Origin of the sequence: Cellulomonas sp. PhB143, assembly GCF_003752595.1 — a bacterium.
GTDB lineage: Bacteria > Actinomycetota > Actinomycetes > Actinomycetales > Cellulomonadaceae > Paraoerskovia.
In genome coordinates this window covers 86,737-104,244 of record NZ_RKIJ01000011.1, presented here as the reverse complement: position 1 = coordinate 104,244, position 17,508 = coordinate 86,737, and the positions used below count along the sequence as shown (strand labels likewise).

Sequence of the window (17,508 nt, the reverse complement as noted above, 5' to 3'; positions counted from 1 at the left end):
CCCCCGGCTCGTGCCCTCCACCGTGCGCCGCTGGTCCTCGCTCACCGCTCCTCCGTCGTCATGGTCTCCGTCGCCGTGGTCTCCTCGGCCGCGGCCCGCGCGACCCGCCGCGCGCGGCCCTCCAGCACCGTCCACGTCGCCGGGACGAGCAGGACAGCGGCCACGGGGTACGCGAAGTCCTCGAGCGGCGCACCCCAGAGCCGGACGCCGAGGATCTTGTCGGGAGCATAGGTGTAGAGGCCGGCGGCGATCATGACCGTGTCGAACACCAGCGTCAGCGCGACCATGACCGCGCCCGCCACCAGCAGGGGGCCCGAGCGCGTGCCGGGGGCGCGGCGGCGCAGCACCGGGACGCACACCGCCGCCAGCGCGACGACGACGACGACGTTCATCACGATGTTCGTCATCGCCGACCCGCCCGGGCGGCGAACCACCGGTCGGCCGCCCGCCACACGAGCAGCGTGCAGTAGCACAGCAGGGTGAGGAACACGGACTCCTCCAGCGGGAGCTCGGGCGCCAGGAGGATCCCGGTCATGTGCGGGGAGTCCCCGCGCGCGAAGACGCCCAGGGCGAGGCCGGCGACGTCCCAGACGAGGAAGGCGAGGACGCCGACGAGCACACAGACCGCGGACCGCCCGGGCCTGTCCCAGAACGCGAGCCGGTACCGCAGGTCGAGGACGGCCAGCCCGGCGAGGGACACCACGAGAGCCCCGAGGTACACGAGGCCCACGGGGTGGAAGCCGCTGCTCATGCGCCCCACCCCCGCCGGCTCGCCTCGAGGAACCCCGGGCGCAGCGGCGCGGGCAGCGGGCGCGACGACGTCTCCCCGAGCAGCCGCTTCGCGACCAGCTCGGCGCTGATCACGCACATGGGCAGACCGACCCCCGGCACGGTCCCGCTGCCCACGTGCAGCAGCCCGGCCACGCGCCGCGACCGGTCCGCGGGCCGGAACATCGCCGACTGGCGCAGCGTGTGCTCCATCCCGAGCGCCGTGCCGCGCCATGCCCGGAAAGACTCGTGGAAGTGCGCGGGCCCGACGACGCGGCGCGTGACGACCCGCGCGCCCAGGTCCGCGACGCCCGCCCACGCGCCGACCTGCTCGAGGTAGGCGTCCGCGAGCACCTCGAGCCGCTCCTGGGTGACGTCGTTCGCCCCGAGCCGCTCGTCCGCGGGGAAGGGCACCAGCACGAAGAGGTTCTCGTGCCCGGCCGGTGCCGCGGCCCGGGGCGAGCCGGGGACGTCGGTCGCCGAGGTGCGCGAGACGTACAGCGACCCCGGCAGCGGCACCTGCAGGTCGCCGACGGCGCTCGCCCGGTCCGTGCCCAGCACGTCCGCGAAGTTGCGCGGCCAGTCGTCCGTGAAGAACAGCGAGTGGTGCGCGAGCTCGGGCAGCCCGCCGCGCACGCCCGCCATGACGAGCAGCGCGGAGATCCCGGGACCACGGCGCTCCCACGCCTCGGGCGGCAGGTCCGCGTACTCGCGGGGCAGCAGCTCGGTCTCGGTGTGGTGGCGGTCGGCGCCGGAGACGACGACGTCGGCGGGGACCACCTCGCCGTCCGTCAGCCGCACGCCCGTGACGGCGCCGCGGGGCCGATGGCGCAGCCGGCCCGGGGGGCGCGGCGCCACCTCGATCGACGCGACGTCGGCACCCGTGCGCACGTCGACGCCGGCGGCGCGGGCGAGCCGCTCGAGCGCCTGGACCAGGGTGTACATCCCGCCGCGCGGGTACCGGACGCCGTCGGCCAGGTCCAGGTGGCTCATCAGGCTGTACAGCGCGGGGACGCGATAGGGCGAGGAGCCGAGGAAGACCGCGTGGTAGCCGAGCACCTTGCGCAGCCGCTCTTCCTCCACCGTCCGGGCGGCCTCGGCCGCGAGGGTGCTCCCGAGGAGGCGCGCCAGCCGCGGCAGGTGCGGGAGCGTCGCGGGCGACAGCAGGCGCGAGGGACGCTCGAAGGTCGTGTACAGGAAGCGGTGGAGCGCGAGCCGGTAGGCCGTGCCGGACCGCTCCACGTACGCGCGCACGCGTGCCCCGGCGCCCCGCTCCAGGCGCTCGAAGGCCCGGTAGTTCGCCTCGGGGTCCCGGCCGACGTCGAGCCGCTCCTCCGCCGTCGCGGCCCCCGGCTGCGCGGGCTCGAAGAACACCCGGTAGGCCGGGTCGAGCGGGACGAGGTCGAGGTGGTCCTCGACCCGCTCGCCGAAGAGCGCGAAGAAGTGCTCGAAGACCTCGGGCATGAAGTACCAGGAGGGGCCGGTGTCGAAGCGGAAACCGTCGACCTCGAGCGTCCCGGCCCGGCCGCCGAGGCTGTCGTGGCGCTCCAGGAGCGTGACCTCTGCCCCGCCGCGGGCGAGCAGCGCGGCGGTCGCGAGGCCGCCCACGCCCCCGCCGACGACCACGACCCGGCGACCGCCCGGCATCAGCCCCGCACCCCGCGCAGGGACCGCACCGCGGCGACCCCGGCGACCAGGAGCTTCTCGGCGTCGGGCACCCGCACGCGCCGCTCGAGGATCTCGTGCGGCGGGGTCGCGGCCAGCCGCACCAGCAGCCTGTCGTAGAGAGCGAGCGTGGCGGCGACGGCGGCCCGGGGGCGCCGGGGCAGCCCGGGCATCGCGGCCCGCGCGCGGTCCACGTCGCCGCGGATCTCGGCCAGCACCGCGTCCAGGCCCGCCCGGTCCAGCGTCCGCGGCGTGACGCCGGGGAAGTAGCTGCGGCCCAGCGCGGCGTCCTCGCGCAGGTCGCGCAGGAAGTTGATCTTCTGGAACGCGGCACCGAGGGCGCGCGCGCCGTCGACGAGCACGCCGTCGACGGGCACGTCGCCGTCCTCGCGGCCGCCGCGGCAGAACACCTGCAGGCACATCAGGCCGACGACCTCGGCCGAGCCGTACACGTACGCCTCGTAGCTGGCCTCGTCGTGCACCGTCGTGGTCAGGTCGGCGCGCATCGAGGCGAAGAACGGCGTCGTCTGCCGCTCGTCGATCCCGGTCGCCCGGGCCGTGCGCGCGAAGGAGTGCACGACGAGGTTCGACGACCACCCGCACGCCACCGCCCGCGAGGTCTCGGCCTCGAGCTCGTCGAGCGCGGCCCGCGCCTCGTCGCCCCGGTAGGTGTCCACGATCTCGTCCGCGACGCGGACGAGCCCGTAGACCGCCTCGATGTGCCGCCGCATGCGCGGCCCGAGCAGCCGCGTGCCGAGGCCGAACGACGTGGAGTACTCCGCGAGCACCGCGCGGCTGACCCGCGCGGCCGTGCGGTCGTAGAGCTCGGCCCCGGTCCTGCGGCTCACGCGGAGCGCTCCGTGAGCGCGACCGCGAGCCCGGCCAGCTCCGCCGCGAGGTCGGGCGGGAGCCCCTCGGCGGCGGCCACGGCGTCGGCCACGAGCGCGTCGACCCGGGTGCGCACCGCGTCGGCGGCGCCGGTCGCCTCGAGCACCGCACGGACCTCCCCGGCCCCGGACTCGTCCAGCGCCGGGTCGCCGACCCGCGCCTCGAGCACCGCCCGACCGGCGGGGGCGGCGCGCGCGTGGGCGACCGCCAGCAGGTAGGTGCGCTTGCCCTCGCGCAGGTCGCCGAGGACCGACTTGCCCGTCACCGCAGGGTCGCCGAGGACCCCGAGGAGGTCGTCGACGAGCTGGAAGGCGACCCCGGCAGCGCTCCCGTACGACTCGAGGGCGGCGCGCTCGGCGGATCCCGCCCCGGCGAGCGCGGCCCCGGACAGGAGCGGCACGACGCAGGTGTAGGTGGCGGTCTTGAGCCCCGCGAGACGCAGCGCGTCGAAGGTCACCGGCGCCGCGCTCTGCCCGGTGACGTCGAGGAGCTCCCCGGCGACGCTGGTGTGGATCGACCGGACGATCAGGGCGACGAGCTCCGCCTGCAGCGACGCCTCGACCCCGGAGCGCAGCACGACGTCGACGGCCCCCGCGAGGCCCAGGTCGCCGCCCAGGAGCGCGGCCGCGCGGACCTGGTCCTCGGTCTCGGACGGCGTCAGCCCCGCACCCAGGCGGGCGCGGTAGGAGCCGGCCAGGTTGGGCCGGCCGCGGCGCACCTCGTCGTGGTCGAGGAGGTCGTCGTGGGCCAGCATGGCCGTGTGCAGGACCTCCTGTGCCGCCGCGACGGCGGCCGCGGCGCCGACGTCGTCCCCGCCGAGCCCCAGGTAGGCCGTCAGCACGAGGCGGGGACGCACCCGCTTGCCCCCGAGCTGGTCGCGCAGGGCCGCCCACAGCTCCCCGGCGCTCGGGTGCAGGGCGCGGGCGCGCCGCACGGACCCGGCGAGGTAGTCGTCCAGGACCTGCTCCGTCTCGGCGAGCCCCGCCGCGACGCGGTCCCCCAGGCGGGCGGCGCGCGGCCAGCCCTCGGCGGGCGCCGCAGGGCCGGCGAGGCTGGCCTCGTCGCTCACGTGCACCACTCCTTCGGAAGAGATGCTCAGCATACTGAGCATCTCTTCGGCGGCAAGCGGCCGGGCCCCGGAGGTCAGACCTCGATGCGTCGGGGACCCGCCTGCCAGGCCTCCCACGCGGACGACACGATCTCGGGCAGCGCACGCTCGGCGCTCCAGCCCAGCTCCCGGGAGATCCGCTCGGGCGACGCGACCAGCCGCGGCGGGTCGCCGGCGCGGCGCGGGCGGATCTCGGGCGTCGCGTCCAGGCCCGATGCGCGGCCGATCTCCTCGATCACCTCGCGCACCGACGCACCCTCGCCCGTGCCGACGTTGAACACGTCGAACTCGCGCTCGGCCCGGTCCAGGTAGGCCAGCGAGGAGATGTGGGCGTCCGCCAGGTCGCGCACGTGGATGTAGTCGCGGATGCACGTCCCGTCCGGCGTGGGGTAGTCGTCGCCGAAGATCGCGGGACGCTCGCCCCGGGCGAGCCGGTCGAGGACCATGGGGACGAGGTTGAGGACCGCCGGGTCGCCGAGCTCGGGCCACCCCGCGCCGGCGACGTTGAAGTAGCGCAGCGCCACGAAGCGCAGGCCCCAGGCCCGTGCCGCGGCCCGGGCGAGCCACTCGCAGACCAGCTTGGTCTCGCCGTAGGGGTTGATCGGCTCGGCGTGCAGCTTCTCCTCGACGCTCGAGACCGCGGGCATCCCGTAGGTCGCGGCGCTGGAGGAGAACACCAGCCGGTCGACGCCGGCCGCCTCCATGGCGGTGAGGAGGTTCGTCAGGCCGCCGACGTTCTGCTGGTAGTACCAGGCCGGCTTCTCGACCGACTCCCCCACCTGCTTGCGGGCGGCGAAGTGGATGACGGCGTCGACCTGCTCGTCGCGCAGCGTCGTCGTCAGCAGGCCGGTCGCCTCCGGCGAGGCGATGTCGCACTCGACGAGCGTCGCGCCGCCGACGCGGTCCGCCCGCCCGGTGCTCAGGTCGTCGACGACGACGACCCGCTCGCCCTGCTCCTGGAGGAGACGCACCACGTGCGCCCCGATGTACCCCGCTCCGCCCGTCACCAGAATCGTCATGGCACCACCCTACGGCGATGTCCGGTCGTGTTCAATGGTGTTCGGACATGTTCGTTCGGTGCCCTCGGCCCGCTCCGGGCGCGGCCTCAGCCCCAGCCGAGCTCGTGCAGCCGCTCGTCGTCGATGCCGAAGTGGTGCGCGATCTCGTGGACCACGGTGACCGCGACCTCCTCGACCACCTCCTCGCGCGTCTCGCAGAACGCCAGCGTCGGGTTCCGGAAGATCGTGATCCGGTCCGGGAGCGAGCCCGCACCCCAGCCGGCGTCGCGCTCCGTGAGCGGGACTCCCTCGTACAGACCGAGCAGGGTCGGGTCCTCCGCCGGCGCGTCGTCCTCCACGAGCACGACGACGTTGTCCATCCGGTCCGCCAGCTCGGCCGGCACCAGGTCCAGCCCGTCCCCGACGGCCGTCTCGAAGTCCTCGCGCGTCATCTCCACCACGACGCCATCCTCCCCCACCCGCCACCCCCGGACGCGCGTCTTTGCGCGGCCCCGAGCGCCCGCCGTATGCTGACGCAGGCCCTCGCCGCGCCCGTGCACGCTCCCCGGAGCGCACCCAGCGACCGCGGGCCGGGCCCCCATCGTCTAGCGGCCCAGGACCCCGCCCTTTCACGGCGGTAGCACGGGTTCGAATCCCGTTGGGGGTACGACCCTCGAAGACCCTCTGACCTGCAGCGATGCGGATCGGAGGGTTTTCTTTCTCGGTCGATCCCGCCCCGGTCCGGCACGGCACGGCACGGCACGGCACGGCACCAGGACCGTCGGCGGCAGCAGCTGATCAACGTGTCGAGCGCCGTCGCCGCCGAGGCATCGCCCAGCGCCTCCAGCCGTGCGCCGACGGCGGTCTCCGCACGAGCGGCGGCGTGGCGGGCGCTCTCGCCCGTCGATCGCCGGAGCCGCCTATGACGAGAGCAGCCTCCACCGGCCTTCGGAGACGACGTCGACCGTGCCGTCGTCCACCGTGATGGCGCTCTGGTCGTCGAGGGCGTAGGCGGGTCCACCGATGCCGGCCGACCAGCGCTCCGCCTCGGCCAGGGTGTTCTCGGGGAAGAAGTCGAGGTGCGGGAAGATGGAGAAGTCCACCAGGCCGAGCGTGCGGTCGTCCGGCGCAGAGGGCCACTCCACGAAGTCGTCGCCGATACGCGGGGTCAGCACCATGCTGCCGGCACTGACCCCGACCCAGACCGTGTCGATCAGCGAGGGGATGAGGTCGGCCAGACCTGACTGCCGCATCCAGTGGCACAGGTACGTGGCCTCGCCACCGGCGACCAGCAGCACGTCGGCCGCCCGGACCCAGGGCACCCAGCGCTCCGCGCCGATCGTCGGGAGCGCAGTCAGCTCGAGGACGCCGAGCGAGCGCCAGTCCAGGGAGGTCGTGCCACCCCACGACCGCCCGTGCAGGAGGTCCGGCACCGTGGCCGGCACGCTTCGCGGGTAGCCCCATTGCGCCGTCGGCACGCAGAGCGCGGTGGCGTCGGTGAGCGGCTTGCCCACCAGGTCGACCAGCGCGTCCTTGATGCTCGCGTTGGTGATGCCCCCGGAGGTGAGGAGAAGCTTCACGATGTGTCTCCCTCGGTTGCCGGTTCCATGGCGTCCTGCATCTGGTGGCGGCTGCAAGCAGCTGATGGACGCTGATCGCTGCGAACATCCTCGCCGACCGCCCGCCAGAAGACCCGCTGCTGCCCGCGCGGAACGACTCAGATCATCGGCTCCCTCCGTACCGCCGCCCCCGGCCCCCGGACCGGATTTCGGATCTGCGCCGAGCGTGGGGTAAGGTTCTCTCGGTTCGCACGGCGGACCAGCAAGGCCCTGTAGCGCAGCTGGTTAGCGCGCCGCCCTGTCACGGCGGAGGTCGCGGGTTCAAGTCCCGTCAGGGTCGCTCGGCAGGTCGCCCGGTCATCATGGCCGGGCGTTCGTGTCAGGGCTCTGTAGCTCAGTTGGTAGAGCGTTCGACTGAAAATCGAAAGGTCACCGGATCGACGCCGGTCGGAGCCACCGCAGACGAAGGCCCCTGGGGACACCCCGGGGGCCTTCGTCGCACCCGCAGCCGCGTGAGAAGTTGCGCCTACCTGCGGCGACCTGTTGAGTTGACCCGATCGACTCCGATCGCGGAAGGGTGAGACATGAGCGACTGGGACGACGGCCGCGAGCCACCGAAGCCCTCGATCGGCAAGCTCGTCGAGAGACTCTCGGAGCAGGCCACGCGCCTGGTCCGTGCGGAGATCGAGCTCGCCAAGACCGAGCTCAAGACGAAGGTCGCGCACGCGGGCATCGGTATCGGCCTGTTCGTGGTGGCCGGCGTGCTCGCGCTGTACGGGCTGGGCTGGCTGTTCTACGCCGCCTTCGAGGGGATCGCCGTGGCGCTCGCCCCGTGGCTCTCGGCGCTGCTCCTCGGCGTCGCGATCCTCGTCGTCGTCGCGGTGCTCGCCCTCGTGGGCAAGTCGCAGCTGCAGCGGGGCATGCCGCCCACGCCGGAGAAGGCGATCAAGAGCGTGAAGGAGGACGTCGCGGCCCTCAAGGGCGGCGCGACCGACCAGCCGAAGAGCGGAGACGTCCGGTGAGCACACCCCCGTCGACCCTGGAGGCCGAGATCGCCCGCGCCCGCACGGAGCTGGCCGCGACCGTGGACGAGCTCACCACCCGGCTGCACCCCAAGACCCAGGCGAAGAACGCCGCCGACGCCGCGCGGAACGCCGGCAAGGACACGCTCGCGTTCGTGACGGGCGACGGGCTACCCGACCGGGAGCCCGCACGCGCGCGCAACGTGAAGATCGTGCTCGGCGCCGCCGCGGCCGGCGTGGTGCTCGTGGTCGTCACCGTGCTGCGCCGCCGCTCCTCCTGAGACCGACGGGCGCCGAGCGCCCGGGCGCCGACGCCGGCGGGACGCCCGCGTCCCTCACTCCTCGGGGCGGCGGATCTCCTCGCTGGCGGCGCCGAGGAGCGCCTTGACCTCGGACTCCTTGTAGCGCCTGTGGCCGCCGAGCGTCCGGATCGACGAGAGCTTGCCTGCCTTGGCCCAGCGCGTGACCGTCTTCGGGTCGACGCGGAAGAGGCTCGCCACCTCGGCGGGCGTCAACAGCACCTCGGACTCACCATGCAGGGACATCCCGCACCTCCACGACGTCGAACCGCTCCGGTGCTCACGGCGCCGTCGTGCTCGACGCGGCACCGTGCGCCAATCACTCCATTGTCACAGGATGGGGAGAATCCACGACTTGAGCGCTGGGTGAACTACCGCCCGTTTGCCCGGGTTGGGCCCCACGGGCACCCCCGAGCTCCGGTCGCGACGGCCTGGAGGCGTGCTGTGACGAGACCGAGTGGAGGGAATGCCCGTCGCCGTTGTATCGTTGCCCACGGACATACGACAGAACACTCCGGGGCCGCACGTGTGAGCACGTTGCCGCCCCGCTCCTAGTTGAGGGGGTCGGAGCCATGGGCCGCGGCCGTCAGAAGGCAAAGCACACCAAGGTTGCGCGGGAGCTGAAGTACTACAGCCCCGAGACCAACTACGCAGCGCTCGAGCGTGAGCTGGGTCATCCGAACACCGGTGTCGTCACCGACTCCCGGCCTTCCGAGGAAGACGAGGACCAGGACGGCTACGCCAACTGGTCCGACGACCGCTGACGCTGCACACGGCGCCTGCCCGCAGGCGCGCGCTGCACGCGTGCAGAGCACCCCGAGGCGGTGACGGGCTCAGGCCCGCGCCGGCCCGGGGTTTTCTGCGCGCGCGTCGCGCTCGGTAGCCGTCACTGCTCGGTAGCCGTCACGGGGTCACCGGTACCGGTCACGCCCGGTAGTCGCCCACGAGCCGCACCGCGCCGGCGTCCACGCCCTTCGTGCCTGCGACGAGGTCGCCGGTGCGCTCGCGAGCACCCTCCTCCGTCACGTCACCGAGCACCCAGGCGGGCACGCCGAGCGCCGCGCAGCGGGCCAGGGCGGCGTCGACGCCGTCGGCCCCCACGACGGCGACCATCCCCACACCGAGGTTGAGCGTGTTCTCGAGGTCCCGGCGCGGCACGCCACCGAGGTCCCGGACCGTCCGGAAGACGGCGGGCACGTCCCAGCTCGCCCGGTCGACCGTGCCCACCAGGCCCCGCGGCAGCACGCGCGCGAGGTTCGCCGCGAGCCCGCCTCCGGTGACGTGGGTGAACGCGTGCACCTGCGCGGCCTCGTCACGGGCCAGCGCGAGGCAGTCGCTCGCGTAGACGCGCGTGGGCTCCAGGAGCTCCTCGCCGACGGTGCGGCCGAGCTCCTCGACGTGCCGCTCCAGCCCCCACCCGGCGCGCGCCAGCACGGCGCGGACCAGGGAGTAGCCGTTCGAGTGCAGGCCCGAGGACGCCATCGCGACCAGCACGTCCCCCGCGCGGACCCGGTCGGGGCCGAGCAGGGCGTCGGCCTCGACGACCCCGGTGGCCGCACCGGCGACGTCGTACTCGTCGGGCTCGAGCAGGCCGGGGTGCTCGGCGGTCTCCCCGCCCACGAGCGCCGTCCCGGCGACCTCGCAGGCGGCCGCGATACCCCGCACGACGTCGGCGATCCGCTCCGGGACGACCTTGCCGCACGCGATGTAGTCGGTCATGAACAGCGGCTCGGCGCCCACCACCACGATGTCGTCGACCACCATGCCGACGAGGTCGAAGCCGATGGTGTGGTGCACGTCCATGGCCTGCGCGATCGCGACCTTCGTGCCGACGCCGTCGGTGGACGTCGCGAGCAGGGGGCGCCGGTAGGAGCGCACCGCGGAGAAGTCGTACAGGCCGGCGAACCCGCCCACGCCGCCCAGCACCTGCGGGCCCTGGGTCCGGCGGACGGCGTCCTTCATCAGCTCGACGGCCTTGTCCCCGGCCTCGGTGTCGACCCCGGCTGCGGCGTAGGTCAGGCCCTCGGTCGCGTCGGTCATGGTGCTCCTGTCGTGATGGCGGTCGGCGGGCGGCGGTCCGGGACCGGTCGCCTCACGGGTGGTCGAGCGCGCCGGCACCGCCGGCGCTCACGCTGAGGTGGCGCAGGCCGTCCTCCGGCGCGCCCAGCGGGAGCTCGGCCTGCTCGAGCAGGTTCTTGCCGAGCTGCTGCTCGGGCGGCAGCTCGATCGGGTAGCGCCCGGTGAAGCAGGCGGTGCAGAGCTGGGACACGGGCTGCTCCGTGGCGGCGATCATCCCCTCCTCGGAGATGTAGCCGAGCGAGTCGGCGCCGAGGGATGCGCCGATCTCCGCCGGGCCGAGGCCGTTCGCGATGAGCTCGGCGCGGGAGGCGAAGTCGATGCCGTAGTAGCACGGCCACCGCACGGGCGGCGAGCTGATCCGCACGTGCACCTCCGCGGCGCCCGCCTCGCGCAGCATGCGCACCAGCGCGCGCTGGGTGTTGCCGCGCACGATCGAGTCGTCCACCACGACGAGCCGCTTGCCGCGGATGACGTCGCGCAGCGGGTTGAGCTTGAGCCGGATCCCGAGCTGGCGCAGCGTGTCGGAGGGCTGGATGAACGTCCGCCCGACGTAGGCGTTCTTGGTCAGCCCCTGCCCGAACGGGATGCCCGACTCGGCCGCGTACCCGACGGCGGCCGGCGTGCCGGACTCGGGCACGGGCATCACGAGGTCGGCGTCGACGTGGTGCTCGCGGGCCAGCTGGCGGCCCATCTCCACGCGCGCGGCGTGCACGGAGCGCCCGTTGATCGAGGTGTCCGGGCGCGCGAGGTAGACGTACTCGAACACGCAACCCGCGCGCTCGACGGGCGCGAAGCGGCTCGAGCGCAGCCCGTCGGCGTCGATGGCGACGAGCTCGCCGGGCTCGATCTCGCGCACGAACGACGCACCGACGATGTCCAGCGCCGGCATCTCGCTCGCGACGACCCAGCCGCGCTCCAGGCGGCCGAGCACCAGCGGGCGCACGCCCTGCGGGTCGCGGGCCGCGTACAGCGTGCGCTCGTCCATGAAGACGAGCGAGAACGCCCCGCGCAGCTGCGGCAGCACCTCGAGGGCGGTCGCCTCGAGGGTGTGGTCGGCGTCGCCGGCGAGGAGCGCCGTGATCAGCGCGGTGTCGGTCGTGTTGCCGCGCGCGAGCTCGCCGCGCCGCTGGGCGCCGTACCGCTCGGCGACGAGGTTGACGAGGTCGGCGGAGTTGGTGAGGTTGCCGTTGTGCCCGAGGGCCACGGTCCCGTTCTCGGTCGCCCCGAGGGTGGGCTGGGCGTTCTCCCAGGTCACACCCCCGGTGGTCGAGTACCGGCAGTGCCCGACGGCGAGATGCCCGGTCAGCGCGTCGAGCGCGGTCTCGTCGAACACCTGGGAGACGAGACCCATGTCCTTGTAGACGAGGATCTGCTCGCCGTTGCTCGTCGCGATGCCCGCGGACTCCTGGCCCCGGTGCTGCAGCGCGTAGAGGCCGAAGTACGCGAGCTTCGCGACCTCTTCGCCGGGGGCCCAGACGCCGAAGACACCGCAGGCGTCCTGCGGGCCCTTCTCGCCGGGCATCAGGTCATGGTTGAGACGTCCGTCTCCGCGAGCTGCCACGCGCCCAGTGTCCCACAGGACCGCGGGGCGGCTCAGCCGCGGTCGCGGCGGCGGACGCTGCGGCGGTCGGCCAGCACGGCGAGCAGGCCCGCGACGAGGACCGTGAACGTCGTCGTGCCGAGGACGACGACGGTCAGGTAGACGCCGCCCTTGTCCATCCCCGCGGCGTCGTCCGAGGCGAGCAGGTAGAGCCCGAAGACCAGGCCGACGACGATCCCGACCAGCGCTCCGGTCCAGAAGAAGGCCCGGTAGCGGGGGGCGCGGCGCACGGTGGCGCGGTCGACGACGTCGCCGAGCTCGACCTCGGGGGCCGCGGCGGGCTCCTCGGCGGACGGGTCGGGCGTCCCGGGACGGTCGTCGGGAGGGGTGCTGCTCACGCGAGAAGGCTACCCGCGACGGGGCGCCCGCCCGGACGCGGTCCCCGCGCACCCGCACGCGCGTCGGCGGCGACGCCCTGTGCGAGGGAGGCCCCTCGCACAGGACGTCGCCGCCGACGCGTGCTCATGCCGGTCGCCGGGTCAGAACCAGCGGGCGAAGATCGTCGTCAGGAACGTGACGACCTGCCCCCAGAAGCTCTGCTGCGGCGGCGCCGGGGCGCAGTCCACCGCGGCGTACGGGGCCTGGTAGACCTCGTAGTGCCCGACGCCGTCCCAGTAGTAGGCGGCGACCGTCGCCCTGCCCGCGGCCACGGACCGCTCCTTGGTGGCGAACGTCGAGGTGACCGTCTTCCCGGGCTTGACCTTGGTGAACTTCTCGTCCCCCCAGGCCGTGGTGAGCCGGACGTCGATCGCCACGGTCCCGGTGTTGGTCGCCGAGACGGTGACGCGGCCCTTCTTCCCGACGCACTGCGACGTGGCGGACACGTCCACCGGCACCGCGTGCTGCGGGACGGCGGCCTCGACGGTGAGCGGGACCCGCGCCGTCGTCCCGCTCGGGTCGGCGACGACCCACAGGTCGTACTCCCCCGCCGCGGTGCCCGCCGGCACACCGACCGCCAGGGTGGTCGCACCGCCGCTCACCTGCGCCGTGGCCACCGGGGTTCCGGGCGCCGAGGGGTCGAACGCCCCGCCGCGCGGCACGAGGTAGGCCTTGGCGGAGGTGTTCTGCGGGCTGCCGAGCGAGGTCAGGTCCAGGTGCGTGACGTCGACCGCGGTGCTCTCGCCCGCCGTCACCGTGCCCGGCAGCGCGGGGACGACCGTACGGGTCCGGGCGAACGACGGCGCCAGGTCCTGGTGCGCGCCGAGGTAGGCCACCCAGGCGTCACGGTCGACGAGACCCGAGTCCTTGACGTCGGTGCCCTGGGTGAAGACCCGGAAGTTGTCGCCACCGGTCGCGAGGAACGAGAACGTCGCCACGCGGTACTCGCCCGCGGGGTCGAGCGGCTTCCCGTCGATCGTGACCGAGGTGACGTGGCCCCCGGGCGCCGCCGTGCCGTCCGCCGTGTCGACGGTGTAGCTGACGTTGTCCGAGAGCCCGAGCGCCAGGTACGGCCGCGACGGGCGGTTCCCCGACGCGTCGGTCTGCCACTGCTGCTCCAGCATCGTCGTGACCTGCGCCCCGGTGAGCGTCAGGGACCACAGGTTGTTGACGAACGGCAGGACCGAGTTGGCCTCCGCGTAGGTGACCGTGCCGTCCGGGGCGTAGTACAGCTCGTCCCGCAGGCCGCCCGGGTTGACGACGCCGATGTCGGCGCCGCCGCGGGACGGGTCGGCGAGCGAGTCGCGCAGCGCGTTCGCCACGGTGTTGCCGAGGGTCGACTCCGACGCGCGGTCGTCACGGCCGCCCGTGGGCGGGGTGGTCACCGGCGCGGGGACGTACACCCCGTCGACGTACGAGCCGCCCGAGAACGCCGTCGTGATGTCGGCGCTCACCGAGCCCACCTTCTGGCTGCCGACCTCCGCGGCGTGCGCCAGCGCCGCCGTGACGATGCCGGAGACCTCCTTCACCGCCGGGTACGTGGCGACCAGGTCGGCGTCCGCCGTCGTCGTGCGCGCGACGTTCTCGACCGTGTACGCCGTGACGGCGTGCGTGGCGTCGTCGAGCGTGAGCGAGACGTGCCCGACGTTCGCCCCGTAGTCGCCGGTCTGGATGATCGGGCGCGTGACGCCGTCCTCCCCCGGGACCGGCGCGTCCCAGGCGTACTGCTTGTGCGTGTGGCCGGTGAAGATCGCGGCGACCTTCGGCGAGGTCTCCTGGACGATCTTCGCGAACGCGCCGCCCTGGGCGACCTCGTCCTCGAGGCTCGCGCCGTCCGGCGTCCCCTCGCTGGCACCCTCGTGGACCGTCGCGACCAGCACGTCGGCCTCGCCGTTGGACTCGTCACCGTCGGTGAGCTGGTCCGCGACCCGGTTGACGGCGTCGACCGGGTCCCCGAAGTCGAGGTCCGCGATGCCGCCCGGGGTGACGAGCGTCGGCGCCTCCTGCGTGATGGCGCCGATGACGCCGACCCGCACGCCGTCGACCGTCTCGACCTCGTACTCCGGCAGCGCCGGCGTCGTCGTGCCCTTCTCGTAGACGTTCGCGCCCAGGATCCTGTAGTCCGCGCGGTCCTGGATGCGGCCGGTGAGGTCGGCGAAGCCCTTGTCGAGCTCGTGGTTGCCGGTCGCCGACACCGTCAGCCCGAGGGCGTTCAGCACGTCGATGGTCGGCTCGTCGTCCTGCACGGCCGAGGCGAACAGCGACGCCCCGACGTTGTCGCCCGCCGAGAGGAACAGCGTCCCGTCGGGGTTCTGGGCCTTGAGCTGCTCGACGGTCCCGGCGAACTTCACGGTGTTCGCGTCGATCCGCCCGTGGAAGTCGTTGATGCCGAGCAGGTCGATCGTCGTCGAGCCGTCCCCGTCACCGCCCGCGAGGGCGAGCCCCACGAGCAGCGGGTCGTGGTCGGAGGACCGGAACGGCGTCTCGTCGTAGAGGTTCGAGACGTTGTCGTCGTACCGGCTGTACTCGTTGGCGATCGGCTCGACCGAGTTGATGTTCCAGACGTCGGTGCCGGTCACCGCCGCGGCCGCAGCCGGGGAGGCGAGCACGTGGTCGAGCGAGCCGACGACGCCGCCGAACAGGTAGGTCGACTTCCCGGTGCTCGCGCCGAGATCGGTGTAGCCGGCCGTCTCGAGCACCTGCAGCGGGTCCTCCTTCGAGTAGGAGTTGAAGTCCCCGACGAGCAGCACCCGGTCGGTGCCGGCCGCCGCGGAGAACTCGTCCGCGAAGGCCTCCAGCGCGTGGGCCTGCGCGACGCGCGAGGCGTTGGACGCGCCCTGCCCGTCACCCTGGTCGGCGTCGGCCCCGGTGCCGGAGCCCTTGGACTTGAAGTGGTTCGCCACGACGACGACGTCCTGCGCCTCGTCGCCGGCCGCCGGCCGGAACGTCTGGGCGAGCGGCTCGCGGGCGTTGTCGAACGCGGCGTCCGTGAGGATCTGCGAGGCGCCCACCGGCTCGGCCGAGGCCGTGCGGTAGATGAACGCCGTGCGGATGACGTCCTCGTCGGCCGGCACCGCCGCGGGCGAGGGCACGAAGGCCCAGGTCCCCGCGCCGTCGGCCGCGTTCAGCGCGTCGACCAGGTGCGAGAGCGCGTCGTCGCGGTCCTTGCCGAACGCCGAGGACCGCTCGATCTCCTCGAGGGAGACGACGTCCGCCCCGAGCGCGGTGATCGCGGCGACGATCTTGGTCTGCTGGCGCCCGAGGTTCTCCGCGTCCGCGGCCCCGCGCGCGTCGCAGCCGCCGCTGACGGTGACCGGGTCTCCCGTGCGGTCCGTGTAGTAGGTGCAGCCGGTGAGCTGGTCCCCGGTCGTGGTGAAGTAGTTCAGCACGTTGAACGTGCCGATCGTCAGGTCTCCCCCGACGTCCTGCGGGTGGGCCTCGCGCGTGTCTTCGAAGGTGGCGGGCTGCACGGCGTCCGCCACGGCGGGCGTGAGCTCGGCCAGAGGCTGGAGGTTCCAGGTCCCGTACCGCTGGTCGAGGACCACCGGCGTCGTGAACGTCACGGCCGCCCCGACGCGCACGGGCGCCCCGCCGGTCAGGTAGGGCAGGGGCTTGCCGCTGTTCGCCGGGGTCGAGAAGTTCGTCGTCGCCCCGTCGTCGAGCACGACGGCGCGGGCGGCGTTGTCGGCCACCACCGCGGCCGCCTCGGCGCTGCCCGGCCGCCCGACGTCGGTCGGCTGGCGCAGCGGCGTGCCGCCTGCCGCGAGCCCGACCGAGCCGTAGTAGTTCGTCGAGTAGTTGTCGGTCACGGTGAGGTCGCCCTCGGGCGCCAGCAGCATGCTCTCGAGGGACTCCCGCTGCGCGTCTCCGGACGGCCACGGCACCACGGCGGGCTTGACCGCCTCGGCCGCCTCGTCGAGGACGGTCCAGCCGCCCGCTGCCGGGGCGAGCTCGGTGAGGTAGCCCGTCACGGTGCTGCCGGACTTCGAGGGGTACTCGGAGACCGCGCCGGTCACCTCGACGTACTCGCCGACCGTCAGGTCCTTCGCCGCGGCCGCCGAGTAGACGAAGATCCCGTCCGACGCCGTGTGGCTCGTCAGGTCGACGTCACCGCCGGTGCCCGGCGTCTGGATGACGACGCCGTTCAGGCCGCCGGTCGGGTAGGCGGCGGTCACCACGCCGCGCGTCGTGACGGTGTCGCCCTCGAGGGCGCTCTTCTCGCCCGTGCCCTGGATGTCGGCGATCGCGACGGGGTCCGTCGGGTCGACGGGCGGGTCGGTCGGGTCGGTGGGCGGGTCGGTCGGCGTCCCGGCGTCGTCGCTCGCCGCGTTCTGCGGCGTGACGTCGTCCGCGACCTCGAAGTCGGCCGAGTTGTCGTCGGCGAACCCGGTCCGCCCGAGCGACCCGCCGGCGGTGTTCGCGCGCCCGGCGGGGGCCGGCGCGACCTCGAAGGTGTTGGAGGTCCCGTAGCCGAGCAGGTCGACGACGGCGGCGTTCCCCGCCGCCGTGACGTCACCGGTGGGCAGGGTCACCCGGGAGGAGGAGGCGACGAGCGCCAGGGTGCCGCTCTGGCCCTGCGGGTTCAGCGTCCCGCGCGCGTCGGGGGCCGGGAGCGCGTCGCCGGTCTCGCCGTTGCTCGAGCCGCCGACCAGGTAGTGGCCGCCGGCGGCGATCGACCCGGAGAGCGCGACGAGGTCGGTCGACGTCCCGCTGCCCGTCCGGGCCCGGTACTGCACGGACCAGCCGTCGAGCGCGACGGCCGCGCCGGTCGGGTTGAACAGCTCCACGAACTTCGCTGCGTACGGGGCGTTCGCGCTCCCGCCGCTCAGGTACGCCTCGCCGATGACCACGTGGCCGGCGTCGGGGCCGGCCGGTGCGGCGGCGGCGCGCGCCGTGGGCTCGGCCGCGACGGCCGGCAGGGCCACGAGCCCGGCCGACGGGACGCAGAGCGCGAGGGCCACCGACGCTGCGGTCGCGGCCCTCCTCCTGGTCGTTGAGGTACGACGGCTGCTTCTCACGCCTGCTCCTTTGCGACGGGGCCGGGGTCTCCGGCTGCTGCGACGGCTGCACGACGCACCCGTCCGAGCAGCGAACAGGAGTCCGGTGAACGGCCCGTGACGTCGGTGTCACGACCCTGGAAACAC

General features: G+C 73.9%; 16 protein-coding genes and 3 tRNA genes. 6 read left to right on the top strand and 13 right to left on the bottom strand.

Translation table 11 applies throughout. The annotated features are described in order from the left end of the window. Positions 1-41: 41 nt before the first annotated feature. From EDF32_RS06760 to EDF32_RS06735, 7 genes are all read right to left on the bottom strand, one after another. On the bottom strand, positions 42-407 hold the full coding sequence (locus EDF32_RS06760; RefSeq protein WP_123307777.1) for a lycopene cyclase domain-containing protein: 366 nt from the start codon (positions 405-407) through the stop codon (positions 42-44). Next, positions 404-751 carry a lycopene cyclase domain-containing protein gene (locus EDF32_RS06755; protein WP_199734848.1) on the bottom strand — a complete coding sequence of 116 codons (348 nt, stop codon included), beginning with the start codon at positions 749-751 and terminating at the stop codon, positions 404-406. Before EDF32_RS06755 ends, EDF32_RS06760 begins: the two co-directional genes overlap by 4 nt. Next, the gene (crtI, locus tag EDF32_RS06750) at positions 748-2,415 is read right to left on the bottom strand and encodes a phytoene desaturase family protein (protein ID WP_158614063.1); all 1,668 of its coding nucleotides are present in this window, start codon (positions 2,413-2,415) and stop codon (positions 748-750) included. The genes EDF32_RS06755 and crtI overlap by 4 nt, the downstream gene beginning before the upstream one ends. Beyond that, positions 2,415-3,281, bottom strand: coding sequence for a phytoene/squalene synthase family protein (locus tag EDF32_RS14555; protein ID WP_158614062.1), 867 nt, complete (start codon positions 3,279-3,281; stop codon positions 2,415-2,417). The genes crtI and EDF32_RS14555 overlap by 1 nt, the downstream gene beginning before the upstream one ends. Further along, positions 3,278-4,390: a polyprenyl synthetase family protein gene (locus EDF32_RS06745; protein WP_158614061.1), complete on the bottom strand. Its 1,113-nt coding sequence runs from the start codon at positions 4,388-4,390 to the stop codon at positions 3,278-3,280. The genes EDF32_RS14555 and EDF32_RS06745 overlap by 4 nt, the downstream gene beginning before the upstream one ends. Positions 4,391-4,464: 74 nt before the next feature. Continuing rightward, the gene (gene galE, locus EDF32_RS06740) at positions 4,465-5,448 is read right to left on the bottom strand and encodes a UDP-glucose 4-epimerase GalE (protein ID WP_123307775.1); all 984 of its coding nucleotides are present in this window, start codon (positions 5,446-5,448) and stop codon (positions 4,465-4,467) included. Positions 5,449-5,534: 86 nt separating this feature from the next. Next, complete coding sequence (locus tag EDF32_RS06735) at positions 5,535-5,879, bottom strand: metallopeptidase family protein (protein ID WP_123308038.1); 345 nt, start codon at positions 5,877-5,879, stop codon at positions 5,535-5,537. A gap of 142 nt (positions 5,880-6,021) precedes the next feature. On the opposite strand from EDF32_RS06735, the gene EDF32_RS06730 reads away from it, so the two are divergent. Next, positions 6,022-6,094 (top strand) — tRNA-Glu (locus EDF32_RS06730). A gap of 253 nt (positions 6,095-6,347) precedes the next feature. Here the strand turns inward: EDF32_RS06730 and EDF32_RS06725 are convergent. After that, entirely contained in the window at positions 6,348-7,007 is a 660-nt protein-coding gene (locus EDF32_RS06725; protein ID WP_123307774.1) for a Type 1 glutamine amidotransferase-like domain-containing protein, read from the bottom strand. A gap of 245 nt (positions 7,008-7,252) precedes the next feature. On the opposite strand from EDF32_RS06725, the gene EDF32_RS06720 reads away from it, so the two are divergent. The 4 genes from EDF32_RS06720 (at position 7,253) to EDF32_RS06705 (ending at position 8,289) form a co-directional block, all read left to right on the top strand. Continuing rightward, positions 7,253-7,326 (top strand) — tRNA-Asp (locus EDF32_RS06720). A gap of 43 nt (positions 7,327-7,369) precedes the next feature. Beyond that, positions 7,370-7,442 (top strand) — tRNA-Phe (locus tag EDF32_RS06715). A 128-nt stretch (positions 7,443-7,570) separates the two neighbouring features. Then, the gene (locus EDF32_RS06710) at positions 7,571-8,008 is read left to right on the top strand and encodes a phage holin family protein (protein ID WP_123307773.1); all 438 of its coding nucleotides are present in this window, start codon (positions 7,571-7,573) and stop codon (positions 8,006-8,008) included. After that, the gene (locus EDF32_RS06705) at positions 8,005-8,289 is read left to right on the top strand and encodes a DUF3618 domain-containing protein (protein ID WP_123307772.1); all 285 of its coding nucleotides are present in this window, start codon (positions 8,005-8,007) and stop codon (positions 8,287-8,289) included. The genes EDF32_RS06710 and EDF32_RS06705 overlap by 4 nt, the downstream gene beginning before the upstream one ends. 54 nt (positions 8,290-8,343) lie before the next feature. Here the strand turns inward: EDF32_RS06705 and EDF32_RS06700 are convergent, their stop codons facing one another. Next, positions 8,344-8,553, bottom strand: a complete 210-nt coding sequence (locus EDF32_RS06700; protein ID WP_123307771.1) for a BldC family transcriptional regulator — start codon at positions 8,551-8,553, stop codon at positions 8,344-8,346. A gap of 326 nt (positions 8,554-8,879) precedes the next feature. Between EDF32_RS06700 and EDF32_RS06695 the strand changes: the two genes are divergently transcribed. Beyond that, positions 8,880-9,071 carry a DUF3073 domain-containing protein gene (locus tag EDF32_RS06695; RefSeq protein ID WP_123307770.1) on the top strand — a complete coding sequence of 64 codons (192 nt, stop codon included), beginning with the start codon at positions 8,880-8,882 and terminating at the stop codon, positions 9,069-9,071. Positions 9,072-9,231: 160 nt separating this feature from the next. Here the strand turns inward: EDF32_RS06695 and purM are convergent, their stop codons facing one another. The 4 genes from purM to EDF32_RS06675 form a co-directional block, all read right to left on the bottom strand. Then, positions 9,232-10,347: a phosphoribosylformylglycinamidine cyclo-ligase gene (purM, locus tag EDF32_RS06690; RefSeq protein WP_123308037.1), complete on the bottom strand. Its 1,116-nt coding sequence runs from the start codon at positions 10,345-10,347 to the stop codon at positions 9,232-9,234. Positions 10,348-10,399: 52 nt separating this feature from the next. Further along, complete coding sequence (purF, locus tag EDF32_RS06685) at positions 10,400-11,947, bottom strand: amidophosphoribosyltransferase (protein ID WP_123307769.1); 1,548 nt, start codon at positions 11,945-11,947, stop codon at positions 10,400-10,402. A gap of 32 nt (positions 11,948-11,979) precedes the next feature. Further along, a complete protein-coding gene (locus tag EDF32_RS06680) occupies positions 11,980-12,324 on the bottom strand; it encodes a histidine kinase (protein WP_123307768.1) in 345 nt (114 codons plus the stop codon). A 141-nt stretch (positions 12,325-12,465) separates the two neighbouring features. Then, positions 12,466-17,382 (bottom strand): ExeM/NucH family extracellular endonuclease, encoded by a 4,917-nt coding sequence (locus EDF32_RS06675; protein ID WP_199734847.1) that lies wholly within the window; start codon positions 17,380-17,382, stop codon positions 12,466-12,468. Between the last annotated feature and the right edge of the window lie 126 nt (positions 17,383-17,508).